This is a genomic window from Zobellia alginiliquefaciens, from assembly GCF_029323795.1.
GTDB classification, from domain to species: Bacteria; Bacteroidota; Bacteroidia; order Flavobacteriales; family Flavobacteriaceae; genus Zobellia; species Zobellia alginiliquefaciens.
Genome location: NZ_CP119758.1, coordinates 1,917,627 through 1,932,442 on the forward strand (window position 1 = coordinate 1,917,627; position 14,816 = coordinate 1,932,442).

At 37.9% G+C, this 14,816-nt stretch carries 11 protein-coding genes; 3 read left to right on the forward strand and 8 right to left on the reverse strand.

The features are described 5' to 3' along the window. Positions 1–50: 50 nt before the first annotated feature. The 4 genes from P0077_RS08185 to P0077_RS08200 all read right to left on the reverse strand — a co-directional run bounded on the left by P0077_RS08185 (position 51) and on the right by P0077_RS08200 (position 6,511). Positions 51–272, reverse strand: a complete 222-nt coding sequence (locus P0077_RS08185; protein WP_276168624.1) for a hypothetical protein — start codon at positions 270–272, stop codon at positions 51–53. A 442-nt stretch (positions 273–714) separates the two neighbouring features. Continuing rightward, positions 715–2,583, reverse strand: coding sequence for a tRNA uridine-5-carboxymethylaminomethyl(34) synthesis enzyme MnmG (gene mnmG, locus P0077_RS08190; protein WP_276168625.1), 1,869 nt, complete (start codon positions 2,581–2,583; stop codon positions 715–717). Between the two features lie 75 nt (positions 2,584–2,658). Continuing rightward, a complete protein-coding gene (gene ybeY / locus P0077_RS08195; RefSeq protein WP_276168626.1) occupies positions 2,659–3,078 on the reverse strand; it encodes an rRNA maturation RNase YbeY in 420 nt (139 codons plus the stop codon). Beyond that, positions 3,071–6,511 carry a DUF4175 family protein gene (locus P0077_RS08200; RefSeq protein ID WP_276168627.1) on the reverse strand — a complete coding sequence of 1,147 codons (3,441 nt, stop codon included), beginning with the start codon at positions 6,509–6,511 and terminating at the stop codon, positions 3,071–3,073. The genes ybeY and P0077_RS08200 overlap by 8 nt, the downstream gene beginning before the upstream one ends. A gap of 131 nt (positions 6,512–6,642) precedes the next feature. Between P0077_RS08200 and gltX the strand changes: the two genes are divergently transcribed. Together gltX and P0077_RS08210 are read left to right on the forward strand one after the other, a co-directional pair. Then, positions 6,643–8,151, forward strand: coding sequence for a glutamate--tRNA ligase (gltX, locus tag P0077_RS08205; RefSeq protein ID WP_276168628.1), 1,509 nt, complete (start codon positions 6,643–6,645; stop codon positions 8,149–8,151). A gap of 171 nt (positions 8,152–8,322) precedes the next feature. Further along, entirely contained in the window at positions 8,323–9,258 is a 936-nt protein-coding gene (locus P0077_RS08210) for an SPFH domain-containing protein (RefSeq protein ID WP_276168629.1), read from the forward strand. Positions 9,259–9,338: 80 nt separating this feature from the next. On the opposite strand, the gene P0077_RS08215 is transcribed toward P0077_RS08210, so the two are convergent. The 4 genes from P0077_RS08215 to P0077_RS08230 all read right to left on the reverse strand — a co-directional run bounded on the left by P0077_RS08215 (position 9,339) and on the right by P0077_RS08230 (position 12,327). Further along, positions 9,339–9,554 carry a DUF6327 family protein gene (locus tag P0077_RS08215; protein ID WP_276168630.1) on the reverse strand — a complete coding sequence of 72 codons (216 nt, stop codon included), beginning with the start codon at positions 9,552–9,554 and terminating at the stop codon, positions 9,339–9,341. Beyond that, entirely contained in the window at positions 9,551–9,901 is a 351-nt protein-coding gene (locus P0077_RS08220; protein ID WP_276168631.1) for a hypothetical protein, read from the reverse strand. Before P0077_RS08220 ends, P0077_RS08215 begins: the two co-directional genes overlap by 4 nt. A 3-nt stretch (positions 9,902–9,904) precedes the next feature. Then, positions 9,905–10,234: a YtxH domain-containing protein gene (locus P0077_RS08225; protein WP_276168632.1), complete on the reverse strand. Its 330-nt coding sequence runs from the start codon at positions 10,232–10,234 to the stop codon at positions 9,905–9,907. A 410-nt stretch (positions 10,235–10,644) separates the two neighbouring features. After that, positions 10,645–12,327 (reverse strand): glutamine--tRNA ligase/YqeY domain fusion protein, encoded by a 1,683-nt coding sequence (locus tag P0077_RS08230; RefSeq protein WP_276169183.1) that lies wholly within the window; start codon positions 12,325–12,327, stop codon positions 10,645–10,647. Between the two features lie 220 nt (positions 12,328–12,547). Here P0077_RS08230 and P0077_RS08235 point away from each other — a divergent pair, with 220 nt between their 5' ends. Next, entirely contained in the window at positions 12,548–14,803 is a 2,256-nt protein-coding gene (locus tag P0077_RS08235; protein WP_276168633.1) for a T9SS type B sorting domain-containing protein, read from the forward strand. Positions 14,804–14,816: the final 13 nt, after the last annotated feature.

Consider the following 14,816-nt stretch of genomic DNA (forward strand, 5'->3'; position numbering starts at 1 on the left):
TCATGAACACAGTCTTTTTCATAATCGCGATTTATTTCAATAGCTAAATGTCAATTATTGGTTCTGGTCATATCATCTCCCCCAACAAAATTAACATCTTCTTCATTGGCTAAAGCTGTATTCAAAGTATCGTTAAAAATAGCAGGAGCTAGTTTCAAAACTTTGGCAGGAATTGAGGTCTCATAAAACACGAAAAAAATAATTTTTCCATTAATCTCAAATGGGAAATCATCATACACATAATTGTAAAATGCTTCGATTATTTGGGGCATTCAAAAATGAACATCTTTATTCTGGAAAGACTCTTTTTGAACTTCTTCTTTTTAAAAATTTTATACTCTTTTATGCTTGCCGCAATCCGTACCGAAATGCAAGATTGAACTGTAACGACAAGACACAAAACAAACAGATATCGCTTCATCTAAAAGACGTTTTTGATTGAAAAAATACATCAACAAAAAATCAAGTCCAAAACAATTTTACACCTCCCTACTCGTTCTATATAAACAGAAATAAAAAAAGGATTTCGAACCCTTCTACTATAGAACTGGCTGGGAAACCCTTAAGTACTATTCTTATGTATATTTTAAAAATGCACGTTATATAAGCTATAGCGTTCGCTGTAGTAAGGTTCCTTTAGTCGTATCCGCACTATTCTTATCTAGAATAGCAGTGTGGAAACGACATATGTTCCACGTGGAACGTTCTTAAATTCTACCTTCCTAGATACACTAGAAGCACACTAATATCAGATGGATTTACACCACTAACTCTAGCTGCCTGTGCTATAGTAACTGGCTGTATAGAATTCAGTTTTTCCCTTGCCTCGTAGGACAAAGACTTAAGTTTTGAATAGTCAAAATTTGCCGGAATTTTTACGTTTTCCAAGCGTAATAATTTATCAGCATTATTCTTTTCCTTAGCAATATATCCCGAATACTTTACCTGAATTTCGGTCTGTTCTAGTACCTCTCGGTCCAGCTTATTCTCTTCCACAAAACCGGAAACTGTTTCCAATTGTAGCATGTGATCCATGGTTACTTTAGGTCTTGAAAACACCTTGAACATCTTATCGGATTGTTTCACCAAAGCGGAATTTACACTCTCCAAAATAGGATTAATATCCTCTGGTTTAACACTGGTTTCTTTAAAGAAATTTACGAATGAATCAGATTTTTTCTCCTTCTCCTCCATGCGGATAAGGCGTTCTTTTTTAGCTAAACCAATCTGAAAACTCCGTGGAGTTAAACGCAAATCTGCATTATCCTGTCGCAATAAAGTTCTGTATTCTGCCCTAGAAGTAAACATACGATAAGGCTCTTCCGTACCCTTTGTAATTAAATCATCAATCAAAACACCAATATATGCTTCGTCTCTTTGGAGAATAAATTCCTCTTTTTCTTTAATTTTTAAATGGGCATTCATACCAGCCATTAGACCTTGGGAAGCTGCTTCCTCATACCCGGTAGTTCCATTAATCTGTCCAGCAAAATACAGGTTCTCCACAAGCTTAGTTTCCAAAGTATGTTTCAATTGTGTGGGTGGAAAATAATCATATTCTATAGCGTAACCAGGTCTGAAGAACTTCACATTTTCAAACCCTACAACCGAGCGTAATGCCTTAAATTGAACATCCTCCGGAAGGGAAGTTGAGAAACCATTTACATATACTTCTACCGTATCCCAACCCTCAGGTTCAACAAAAATTTGATGACTATTCTTATCTGCGAAACGGTTAATCTTGTCCTCAATAGATGGACAATAACGAGGCCCCACACTTTTAATTCGACCATTGAACATAGGTGATCTATCAAAACCATCACGCAACACATCATGAACCAACTCACTTGTATGGGTCATAAAACAATCACGTTGGGTAGTAAGAACCGGCGTCTGCAAATACGAGAATTTCTCCGGAATCACATCCCCTGGCTGAGGAATCATAACCGAATAATCCAAAGAACGACCATCAACACGTGGTGGTGTTCCAGTCTTCATACGTCCACTTTCAAACCCCAACTGCAGCAATTGTTCGGTAATTCCAGTAGCTGCTTTTTCCCCTGCTCTTCCTCCACCAAACTGTTTTTCGCCTATATGGATAAGTCCATTTAAAAATGTACCGTTCGTTAGAACAACGGATTTAGATCTAATATCAATCCCTAAAGAACTCTTTACCCCTACTGCTTTACCATTCTCAATTAGTAATCCACTAACCATTTCCTGATAAAAATCAACATTAGGTATGTTCTCCAACGCCAGACGCCATTCCTCCGCAAACCGCATACGGTCATTTTGAGTACGTGGACTCCACATGGCAGGTCCTTTGGACTTATTCAACATTTTAAACTGAATAGCGGACTTATCTGTGATAATTCCACTTAATCCTCCGAGCGCATCAATCTCACGTACAATTTGTCCTTTGGCAATTCCTCCCATGGCAGGATTACAAGACATCTGACCGATAGTCTGCAAATTCATGGTTACCAAAAGGGTCTTGGAACCCATATTACCCGCTGCCGCAGCGGCCTCTGCCCCTGCATGTCCTCCTCCTACTACTACAACATCATACTCCTCTGCAAACATCTCTTATCCTTATAAAATGTGATTATTTACTTTACATACACCACCCTAACCTTAAAATACGGGTCTGGTATGTCCTTATTGTTCCACGTGGAACATTTTAATTTTTTCGTTTTCCTTACCACGCATTAGGGTTACCTCTGCATCGGACTTATCCTTAAAACCAAAGAGATGTAATATGCCATGCGCCATAACCCTAAGCATTTCCTCTTCAAATGAAATGTTGAATTCCTTAGCGTTTTCCATCACCCTATCAACAGAGATAAAAATATCCCCTCCAATGACTTTTCCTTCTGTATAATCAAACGTCAAAATATCAGTATACGTATCGTGATTAAGATATTTTTCGTTCATATCAAGAACCTCTTCATCGGAACAAAATACATAGTCAATTTGATTCAACTCTCCCCCTTCAGAACTAATAACAGAACCTAACCAATCTACATACTTGCCCTCATTCTCCAGAATAAAGTCCGTCTTATAATGAAACTCAATCATCCGTTTTAAAATATTCTTTAACCATATTTTGAAAATTTTGGCGCAAAGGTAAGCTTTGTCTGTTTAAAATCTCAACTTCATTACGATAATTCTCTAATAATGAGGGTTTAGTAGTAATAGGATTATCAAACTGATTGGTATTGGTATTACTCTCTCTTTCAGGTTTTTTACCTTGTTTTAACGCTGCATTTTCTAACTTCAACATTTCATACTGAATGTTATTAATCTTGGACATACTGCGCTGAGTAAAACCATTTTCTAAAAGATCATTCTCAAAATCCTCCATCTGCTTAATCAGCTTCTCTGCAAGTTTTTTATCCCCAGCATTCATCATGTCCTCTAATTGCTGTTCCAATTGCTGACGCAACATCTGCTGCTCTTTGTAAATTTCATAAATCTCCTCAAGTTCTGATTCCGACAGTTGTCCTGAGCCATCACCAGAATCACCCCCTTGCTCTTTTCCACTACCGCCCTTGCCATTTTTTCCCTGTTGCTGGTCTCCTTGATTAGATTCTCCTTCACCGGGTTTTTGCCCTTCCCCCTTTTTAGATTCTCCCTTATCACCCTTAGAGCCCTCTCCTTTATCCCCTTCACCTTTACTAGGCTTTCCTTCTCCGGGTTTGCCCATTCCTTCCATTTTCTCTTTTAATTCCTGTTGCCCCTGAATAATATCTGGCAATTGAAAACCTTCTCCTTTACCCTCTCCTTTACCAGACATCATGCTCTGTTCCATATTATCCAATATTTTAGCAAGAAAATCAGCTAAACTATTGGAAGCATTAAGCACATATTTTTGATACGATACACCTTGGTATATTTGATTTTCCGCAACGCTCTCCAAAGTCTTATCCACATTATAATACACTTCTGTAATCTGTTCGTTTACGAACTCAGATAACTCCGCACGCCTTAACGATAAAGCAAAAAGGCTATCATCTACATGTTCAAACAAATCACGAAGCTCTTGTTGTTGGTGTATAGCGTTAGAAAACTGCGGACTATCCGCATCAACATCTTCTAGACTATCGTACAACTTTTCTTGTTTAAAAGAGAAGGTAATCAGGTTATCCAATATTTGTCTTAACATTTCAGCATCCTCAGAAATGGAATCTCCGCCGCCACCTGAGGACGATTTTCTAAGCGCTTCGCTCATTTGCTTCATTTTCTGAGCTGCAGATTTTTGTTTCTTAGTTGCCTTTTCCGCTGACCCCTTACTACTTTCTGGCTCTGAAAAGCTAGGTTCTTCTTTTTTAATCTCTTCTAAAGCCTCTTTCTGATCCTCTTTAACATCTAACTCTTTCTGGTGATCACGGCTCAAATCAAGCGGTTTCTTAAGATTTAAATTGTCGTTATGCAACTCATCTAACTCCTTCGCTATGTTATCAAAGGATGTATTCAATTCCTTCTGCTCCTTCTCTTTATCCTTTACTCCAAAATTATCAGCAGCCTTTTCCTGCTTTTCAGCCAATTTTTCCAAATCACGAGCCAGTTGATTAACCTTTTCAGTAACATAATACCGTTTGGTCAATTCTAGCAACTGCTCCAGGTTACGTTCGCTGTTCTGCTGTTTCTTTCCTAGGTCTTCTAACCTCTTTGTTAATTCAGATTTATCAATCTTATCAGCTATTTTATTAAGTTCTTGCAGCAACTTTTCATTCTTCTTAGCCTGTATTTCCTGACGTTCCAAACGTTCCTGCAACAACTGGTTTAACTCATCATCTTTATCCATCTTACTCAGGTTCTCTTTCAGTTGTTTACTGAACTTTTCCATCTGACTTTCCTGCTGTTGTTGCTTTCTTAGAAAATCCTTAACCTGATTTTGGTCAGTAAAATTAAACTGGGTCTTCTCTTTTTGTTCCCTATTAATGTCCTTAAGACTCTCCTTCTGCTCCTTAAACTTATCTAAGGATTTATCAAGGTTATTGATCAATGATTGTTGTGATTCCAATTCTTTATTCCTAAGCTCATCTTCGTCCAACAAAGACAATGAAAACACTTGGGATTTTATGGACTTTCCTTTATGAATAGCATCGTTATCCACCGCTTCAAAGTAAAAACTATAATTCGTATCAGAATCTATTTCCAGCCCAGAAGGAAATGTGTAATAAAATTGATCAAAATTAGAATTAGGATTGTTCAATAGTATGGTTTGCTTGTTTTCCGGATTATCATCGGCATAACATATCAATTTTATACTGTTTAGTTTATAATCATCCGTTGCCTCACCTGCGTAATAGGCTACATTAGGATTGAGTGAGTCTAACACCTGCTTCACTTTAATGGATGGATACGCATCCCTAATAACAGTTAACTTATAACTTAATTTCTCATAATGAGATACATTGTCATTAGAAGTAGCCACCTCATAATCTAAATTGCTATACACTCTCTTTTCTAGATTAAAATCAACATTACTTTTAGAAAAATCCTGAATGGTATCTTCAGTAATTAATTGGACAGTACTGGTATTTGAACCCGTAATTTTCCAACTAACCTTTGTACCCTCTGGAAATATAGCATTACCCGTACTTTTCAAGGTTTCGGTCGGTTTACCGGTATAGTTGGGATAGTCCAATTCCATCTCAAAACCATCCATTACAGGCGTTTTGAGTACATTAAGTCGATAAGGTTTAGATTGCACTCCATTAGCCAAAAAATAAAAATTTACCGAATTTAAAGGAGGTGTAAACTTATAATGGTACCGACCGTTATCTTCCTGAAGAATTGATTGTTTTCCATCAACAACTATAAAAACAGTTTCGGGCTTTACACTTCCCTTAGTAATTACTTCTAAATTATATTCTTTAGCATCCAACACGTCTAAATCTTTGGTCATTAAGTGAAAAGAAAAAGGTGCTGGTGGTTCGTAAGCCATACGATAATTAACCACCCTATTTCCGGAACCAAAAAAGGGTTTGAGATTACCTGATACGCCAATGAGAAACACTACCATTGCTGGAATAGCAAGGTATTTCAAATATTTTAAGTTGTCCTTAAACTCCACAGCCTTAGCAAACGGCACTAAACGCATTCGTTCACTTCTCTGTTCAATACTAGCCAACAATAATTCCGATTGGTTTTTATCCTCGCCTAAATCAATAAGATTATACAGCTTGTCCCCAACTTCAGGAAAATGTTTACCAATTAAAACGGAAGCTTCTCTATTACTAATCCCTTGTTTTAACCGAAATAGATAGAATAAAGGCATTAGAATGTATTTAAACAGCAATAACACCTCAATACATACAAACAATAGCAGCAAGACCAAACGTCCCGTAGAGCTAAGCCAAAGTAGGAATTCAACTCCAAGTACAGCCAAAAGGAAAAGGACACCAAAGGCCACAAACAATACTACACCCTTAATGAGCATTTTAGTATAGTACTTTCTAACAAAACCGTTCAGCTTTTGCAGTATGTTCTGGTAACCATTCATAGATTGTAAAGATACAGAAAAAAGCACCCAAGGCCTTAGCTCCAAATTCAAGTCCTTTATGCGTCTGTTTAAGAGGTTTACTTTGGGGAGATAAGGTGCTTTTTATACCTTTACGCCATAAAATTTTAGCCATGAGCCAAAGAGTACGCGTACGTTTTGCACCAAGCCCTACAGGGCCATTGCACATAGGCGGTGTTCGCACTGCCCTATTCAATTATTTATTCGCCAAAAAACACGGCGGGGACTTCATATTGAGAATAGAAGATACTGATCAAAACCGCTACGTTGAAGGTGCCGAGCAATATATTGTTGACGCACTCAAATGGTGTGGCCTTGCTTTTGATGAAGGCCCAGGCCAAAAAGGTAATTTTGGACCTTATAGACAAAGTGAACGTAATCTCCTGTACAAGCAGTATGCCGAGGAGTTGATAGCCAACGGGAAAGCCTATTATGCCTTTGATACCGCAGAAAAGTTGGATTTTCATAGAAAAGACCATGAGGCAAAAGGTAAGACCTTTATTTACAACTGGCACAACCGGTTAAAACTGGATAACTCCTTATCCCTAATGCCCGAAGATGTTCAAAAACGCTTGGACGCAGGGGAAGATTATGTGGTTCGTTTTTTAACGCCTCCGGATGAAAAATTACATTTAAAAGATATTGTTCGCGGTAACATTGAAATTGACACTAATGTTCTGGACGATAAAGTTCTTTTCAAAAGTGACGGAATGCCTACCTATCACCTTGCCAACATTGTGGATGACCACCTAATGGAAATTACCCATGTTATTCGTGGTGAGGAGTGGTTGCCTTCTTTAGCACTTCACCAGCAACTATACGATGCTTTTGGGTGGAATGCCCCTGAATTTGCTCACTTACCCTTGATAATGAAACCTGTGGGAAAAGGAAAACTTAGCAAACGTGATGGTGAAAAAATGGGATTCCCTGTATTTCCTCTAAGCTGGAACGAATCCATTGGATACAAAGAAGAAGGTTATTTCTCAGAAGCTGTTGTTAACTTTTTGGCCCTTTTAGGCTGGAACCCAGGTACGGAACAAGAGATTTTTAGTCTAGAGGAATTAGTAGAAACCTTCAGTCTACAGCGTGTTAACAAATCTGGGGCCCGCTTTGATCCTGATAAAACCAAATGGTATAATCAACAGTACCTACAGACAAAAACGAATGCCGAATTGGCTAAACTATATGCAGATATCTTACATGAGAAATCAATTGCAGTTGATGAAAAACCAGAAGATTATCTTGAAAATGTAGTTGGTTTAATAAAAGAACGAGCTGTTTTTGTAGCTGACTTCTGGGATTTATCCGATTACTTCTTTGTTCCACCTACATCTTACAATGAAAAGGCAGTGAAAAAACAATGGAAAGAAGGTACTCCCGAGATTCTAAACCGTTTGGTATCCGTGTTGGAAGGAATATCTGATTTCTCATCCGTAAACGTGGAAACCATTGTAAAAGATTGGATAGGCCAGGAAGAACTCTCTTTTGGTAAAGTGATGCCACCCTTACGCTTAGTGATTGTTGGTGATATGAAAGGCCCGCATTTATTTGATATCATGGCCATGATCGGCAAAGCAGATAGTATAACACGCATTCAAAAAGCAATTTCAGCTTTAGCATAAACTCATAGTAAAATACACTTTTATGTAAGTGCCTGAATAGTTCATTTCTATTCAGGCTTTTTTTATTCCCTTCGACAATGAAAATACAACTGATGTAACAAACTCAAGAAAATTACTACATATCAATAAAGCGTTTCGTAAATTCATTCCATTAACTAAAAACTAAAAATTATGGGCAGTTTTATTTGGATTCCTATTCTATTCTTTGTTGTTGTGACTATTATCTCCGGCGTATTTATTGTGAAACAACAGACTGCCGTTTTGATTGAAACATTCGGGAAATTTACGAGTGTTAGACAATCAGGAATTCAGTTTAAAATACCTTATGTACAGCGTATTGCGGCAAGAATCAGCTTAAAAATTCAACAATTGGATGTCATCATTGAGACTAAAACCCTAGATGACGTTTTTGTAAAATTAAAAGTCTCTGTTCAATATGTGGTAATTAGGGAAAAGGTTTACGATGCCTTTTATAAATTGGAATATCCGCACGAGCAGATTACTTCGTATGTTTTTGACGTGGTGCGTGCCGAAGTGCCTAAAATGAAACTAGATGATGTTTTTGTAAAAAAAGATGATATAGCCATAGCTGTAAAATCAGAACTACAAGATGCAATGCTAGACTACGGATACGACATTATCAAGACCTTAGTAACCGATATTGACCCGGATGCCCAAGTAAAAGAGGCCATGAACCGTATTAATGCCTCTGAGCGTGAAAAAATCGCTGCTCAATTTGAAGGTGATGCCGCACGTATTCTTATTGTTGAAAAGGCAAAAGCTGAAGCTGAAAGCAAGCGGTTACAGGGCCAAGGAATCGCAGACCAACGTCGTGAAATAGCTCGTGGTCTAGAAGAGTCCGTGGAGGTCTTGAACAAAGTAGGTATCAACTCACAAGAAGCCTCTGCCCTAATCGTAGTTACTCAACATTATGACACATTACAATCTATAGGTGAAGAAACGAATACCAATCTAATCCTACTGCCTAATTCACCACAAGCCGGCAGTGATATGCTAAATAACATGGTGGCTTCCTTTACTGCAAGTAATATGATCGGGGAGTCCATGAAGAAGTCGAAGCAAAATAAAAACGACGAGAATAAATAAGCGTCTTCATAACAAATACAAATCAAAAAAGGGCTTTGGAACGTATTCCAAAGCCCTTTTTTACAGCTTTTTTGTTTGGTTTAGCTGAATTTTTTAATAAGTTTTTTAGCAACCATAGATAACGTAATCTTTTGAAAAATACCGCTAAACCCACCCAATAACTGAGACGGGTACAAGTTATTTTTTGTAACCTGAACATGCATTTTTAAATTCTCACGATCTATCTCTTGCTGAAGCTTCAAAATTTTTAGGTCTTGATCTATCTGTGCAAAGGAAGTATACTTTTTTGGTATCATATTTCTTCAAAATAAAGTTCGGAAAAACGAGCCATTAAAGGCTTTACAAGGCTTCTACGGAAAACAAATACAAATATTCCTACCAGTACATAGAACCCACCCACAATAAGAAAACCTAATGCGGTACTCTCTAGTTCTGCGCCAATATAAAAACCTGCGGCCACAGATAAGAATATCAACGCCAAAGAAACCACTATTGCTAAAAAAGCGGCTTGGGCAAAGCCCGTAACCCCTTTCATTAGCAGTTTAAAGGCCTTGAGCTTGTAAAACTCTGCGCTGCTATCTATATAGGACTTCGCACTGGCCTCCGCTTCTGATACGCTGTGTTTAAGGTCATCAAAAGCCATATATTATTTCTGTAATTGAGCGTTTTTCTTTTTCAAATCGGCCAATTTGTTTTCTAAGGTCATAATAATATCATCTGCCTTATAACTCATATTAGAAATTGTATCTTCTAATTTTTGCTCAAAATCAACCTTTTTCTCTTCCGCAGTTTTTGTTAACTCTTCAGTAGCTTGAGTAATTCTATGGGTTAAATCGTCTTTTGTCTTCAGAGCGTTTTTCTTGATTTTCTTTCTGGTCTTCTCACCTTTGTCCGGTGCATATAATATTCCAGCTCCTACTCCAATTATTGCTCCGGTAAGTACGGCCAATAAAACATTTCCACTATCGTTTGACATAATATCTATTTTTTTAAAATTAATACTTGGTTAAAATTGTATGGCGATATTTTTTTGGTTCTAACTGATGAAAACCAACCGCCTTATCATATACCCTGCAATTTAGAGGATAGATTGAACTCATCTTGTCTCAATCCATTCTAAAATTGACGTTTAAATAAATTTAAGGGTGATTTAACGTTTTAAAGCGATTTAAGAGACAGAAAACTCATAACTGGATAAAGAATACTAGATGCCATGCTAAAAATCCTAAAATCTCTTTATTCAATGTCAATTTTAATACCTAAACCTAATACTAAATACAATTTCAATAGATAAACATTATAATGTTCGTTTTAACTAAAATCCACAAAAAAACTCCTTAAAGACCAAAATGTCTCTAAGGAGTGTATATTAAAAAAAATAGATTATTACTTATTCTGAAGTTTTGCCCAAGTATCTCTTAAGCCAACCGTTTTATTAAAAACCAATTTTTCATTAGTTGAATCTGGGTCAACACAGAAATAACCTATTCGCTGAAACTGGAATCTATCTCCTGCTTTGGCATCGGCCAAACTAGGTTCTAAAAATCCGGTAATAACTTTTAACGAATCCGGATTAATGAATTCCATAAAATCCTTATCCTTGTGCGAATCTGGACTTTCGTCCGTAAACAAACGATCATAAAGCCTCACCTCAGCCTCTAAAGCATGTGCAACAGATACCCAATGCAACGTGCCCTTAACTTTACGTAGGCTTTCTTCCGTTCCACTGCCACTCTTACTTTTAGGATCATACGTACATTGAATTTCCGTAATATTCCCATCGGTATCTTTTGTGCAACTCTCCGCTTTGATAATATAGCCCGATTTAAGTCTAACCTCTCCACCTAATTTTAAACGGAAGAACTTACGATTTGCTTCCTCCCTAAAATCCTCCTTCTCTATGTATATCTCTCTAGAGAAAGGAACTTCACGCGTACCCGCACTTTCATCTTCGGGATTATTTTCAGTTTCCAACAACTCAACTTTACCTTCAGGGTAATTGGTAATCACAACTCTCACAGGATCTAAAACACCCATTACCCTCGGTGAAATTTTATTCAAGTGATCACGCAAATGAAACTCTAAGAGAGAAACATCAATCAAATTATCCCGCTTGGCAATACCAATGGTTTCCACAAAGTTTCGGATAGACTCTGGTGTATAACCACGTCTACGTAATCCTGATAAGGTGCTCATCCTAGGGTCATCCCATCCTGTAACCACATTCTGTTCTACCAATTGCAGCAGTTTTCGTTTACTGACTACCGTATGGCTAAGGTTCCTACGTGCAAACTCACGCTGTTTGGGCCGTAACTTTTTACTATCCGTTACTTGATCTAAAAACCAATCATAAAGTTCGCGGTGCATCGCAAATTCTAGTGTACAGAAGGAATGGGAAACTTGTTCTATATAGTCACTTTCACCATGTGTCCAATCATACATTGGGTAAATACACCAATCAGTATTTGTGCGGTGATGGGCTTTATGTAACACTCGGTACATTATTGGGTCGCGCATGAGCATGTTAGAAGAACTCATATCAATTTTTGCTCTCAAAACATGTGTTCCCTCTTCAAATTCACCATCTTTCATTTTTTGAAAAATAGACAAATTCTCTTCTACAGAACGATCTCTGTAAGGACTGTTCGTACCAGCTTGTGTAGGAGTCCCTTTTTGGATGGCCATATCCTCCGATGACTGCTCATCTACATAGGCCTTTCCTTTCTTGATCAATTCAATAGCCCAATCATACAATTGTTGGAAATAATCAGAAGCATACCTTTCGGTATCCCATGTAAAACCTAGCCATTCCACATCCTTCTTAATAGCGTCTACATACTCCTGTTCCTCTTTGGCCGGATTGGTGTCATCAAACCTTAAATTAACAGGTGCATTATAGCGTAATCCCAGCCCAAAATTCAAGCAAATTGAACTTGCATGGCCTATATGTAAATAGCCATTGGGTTCGGGTGGAAAACGGAAGCGTAAATCCTCCTCAGAATAGCCATTTTTTAAGTCTTCTTCAACAATATGTTCGATGAAATTCAACGATTCAACTGCCTCGCTCATAGGGTTCTTTTTTAGAGCCACAAAGGTACGTAAAATGCAGTAATCGGGCAGCTTTGAATCTTCTTTCATACAAATTCATGCATTTCACAACAAATTTATCCCCCCCTACAACATTAAATTCCCCACGCGTGAATTATAAGTCATATTTGCTAATGTATTCTCATGTCATATCCCAAATCTGACATTGAAACCAGTAGTAAACCCAAAACTACGCCTACTTATGAGACAGAAAAGAATTAACATTCCGCGAACAATTTTGACGGCACTACTTGTGCTCCTCACAACCCAAATCTCTGCACAGATTGCTCTACAGGCTCCTATGCCAGCAGACAACCCAAACTTATCAGGAACAAATACCTGGCCAAGGGCATGTGCCGATTCTGACTTCAACGAATTTTTCGTGTCCATTGAATGGGCAGGAGCAGCAAATTCAGACAATGAATTTATTCTAGAATTATCTGATGCCAATGGATCATTTGCCAACCCATTAGAACTATCCACGGTAACAGACCAAAACAGCAATCCAGAATTCACAACAAGCTTTAGTCTTCCCACAAATACCAGAGGGGCCAACTATATGATGCGTGTTAAAAGTACAAGTCCAGCATCAACCAGTCCAGCATCACCAGGATATTCAATGTATTTTTTAGGCTTTGATACCAACCTACATATGAGCCCTAACGGAGATGGAACTACACCAGGAAGTGTTCAAGCTTGTGGAAGTACACAAATCACCTTAACCGTTGATAATATTCCTCCTTCCGAGTTAAATACCTATCAGTATGCTTGGTATAGAAGTGGAACCAAACTTTCCGAAACAGGTCCATCCATACTAACTGATGGCGCTGGAGAATATTTTGCCTTTATAGATTACGGTGACTGTACAGGATCGGCAAATACGGAGTCCAATCATATTGTGGTAAATTCTGGTACCAGTACAGGTATTGCCATTAACACCCCAGCGACCACAGCACTATGTGCCGGTGATACCGTAGCCCCTTTAGAGGCAAATGTTCAAAATGGTAGTTATATATATACATGGTATAAAGATGGTAGTGAAGTACAAGCTTCCCAAACAGGTGGCTTTACCTATACTATTGATACCAACGATCCTGCTTTTGTAGGCGATTATACCGTTAGAGTACAGGGATCAGGGATCTGTACAGAAACTTCCGCTGCGGTTACAATTACCAACGCAGGTGCATTTACGGTTACAAGAAACAACAACGCCAATCTTGTAGTGCTTCCATCACAGACCCAAACTTTGAGTGTTACTACCAGTGCAAATACACCTACTTATGAATGGTTTAGAAATGGAACTCCAATACCAAGTTCAAACAATTCATCCTTAACGGTTAGTCAAGCAGGCACTTATCATGCTGCAGTTACACAAACAGGCGGTACTTGTGCATCTACAACAATTAATTCTGAAAATACAGAGGTTGTTGCACCAACAGCATTTAGAACAGAAATCTCGTATGTAACCTCTTATGAATCATGTATCAGTACGAGCATTGCCCTGAGCGCAGAAAAAATATATGCCGTTCTAGGAGATGTATCAGAAGTTGATGTAACAGCAGATGTTGCTTCTTCTTTCAATTATCAATGGCAAAAAGATGGTACGAATGTAACCGGAGAAACTTCTCAATCTGTTAGTTTAACCAATAGCGATGAAAACGGAGCATATACTGTTAATACAGAACTAGGTGGTATGACGTCTACCTCAAACCAATTACCAGTACAATTAGCAAGTGAAACCTTAACTATTAGTAGTACAAGCACAGTATATTGCAGTTCTTCTGATGTTATAACCTTATCTACTACAACCGATTTGTCATCTGAAACTTTTGACTGGGAGCGTAATGGTGAGGCCATAAACTCTTCAAATTCGTCTTTATCAATTACCCAAGAAGGCACCTATCGTTTAGTAGTTAGAAAAGGTAGCTGTTCCCAAATATCCAATGAAATAAATATAACACCATTAGATCCAGATCTAATTACCTTGGATATTGATGGCGATGTTATTTTCCCAGAAGGAAGTTCCAAAACCGTGAACGCAACTGGAGGTACCGCATACAGGTGGTTAAATGCTAATAATATTGAAATTAGTAGCTCTTCATCTGCAACGTTTACTACAGAAGGTAACTATCTGTTGATTGCGAATATTGACAACTGTGAAATTAGCAAGCCAATAACGGTGACCTACTTAGACTTGTTTAATATACCTAACGTTATTACTCCTAACGGTGATGGCGCTAACGACCAATGGATTATACCTAATTCATATTCCAATAAATCTGACGTACGTGTTATTATATATAATGCAAGTGGTGCAGAAGTACTTAATTCAACCAACTACCAAAATAACTGGCCAGAGTCCTCAATGAGCTTCGCTAAGCAAAACATGGTTTTCTACTATGTAATTAAAAACGATAGCGAGACATTAAAGCAAGGTACCGTAACAGTTATCAGATAATCCCAAACCAACC

Bases quoted from the DNA above. Each gene is read 5' to 3' on its own strand.
- P0077_RS08220 (WP_276168631.1), bottom strand. From the start codon at position 9,901: ATGGCTTTTGATGACCTTAAACACAGCGTATCAGAAGCGGAGGCCAGT.
- P0077_RS08210 (WP_276168629.1), top strand. From the start codon at position 8,323: ATGGGCAGTTTTATTTGGATTCCTATTCTATTCTTTGTTGTTGTGACT.
- gltX (WP_276168628.1), top strand. From the start codon at position 6,643: ATGAGCCAAAGAGTACGCGTACGTTTTGCACCAAGCCCTACAGGGCCA.
- P0077_RS08200 (WP_276168627.1), bottom strand. From the start codon at position 6,511: ATGAATGGTTACCAGAACATACTGCAAAAGCTGAACGGTTTTGTTAGA.
- P0077_RS08235 (WP_276168633.1), top strand. From the start codon at position 12,548: ATGAGACAGAAAAGAATTAACATTCCGCGAACAATTTTGACGGCACTA.
- P0077_RS08225 (WP_276168632.1), bottom strand. From the start codon at position 10,234: ATGTCAAACGATAGTGGAAATGTTTTATTGGCCGTACTTACCGGAGCA.
- ybeY (WP_276168626.1), bottom strand. From the start codon at position 3,078: ATGATTGAGTTTCATTATAAGACGGACTTTATTCTGGAGAATGAGGGC.
- P0077_RS08230 (WP_276169183.1), bottom strand. From the start codon at position 12,327: ATGAGCGAGGCAGTTGAATCGTTGAATTTCATCGAACATATTGTTGAA.
- P0077_RS08185 (WP_276168624.1), bottom strand. From the start codon at position 272: ATGCCCCAAATAATCGAAGCATTTTACAATTATGTGTATGATGATTTC.
- mnmG (WP_276168625.1), bottom strand. From the start codon at position 2,583: ATGTTTGCAGAGGAGTATGATGTTGTAGTAGTAGGAGGAGGACATGCA.
- P0077_RS08215 (WP_276168630.1), bottom strand. From the start codon at position 9,554: ATGATACCAAAAAAGTATACTTCCTTTGCACAGATAGATCAAGACCTA.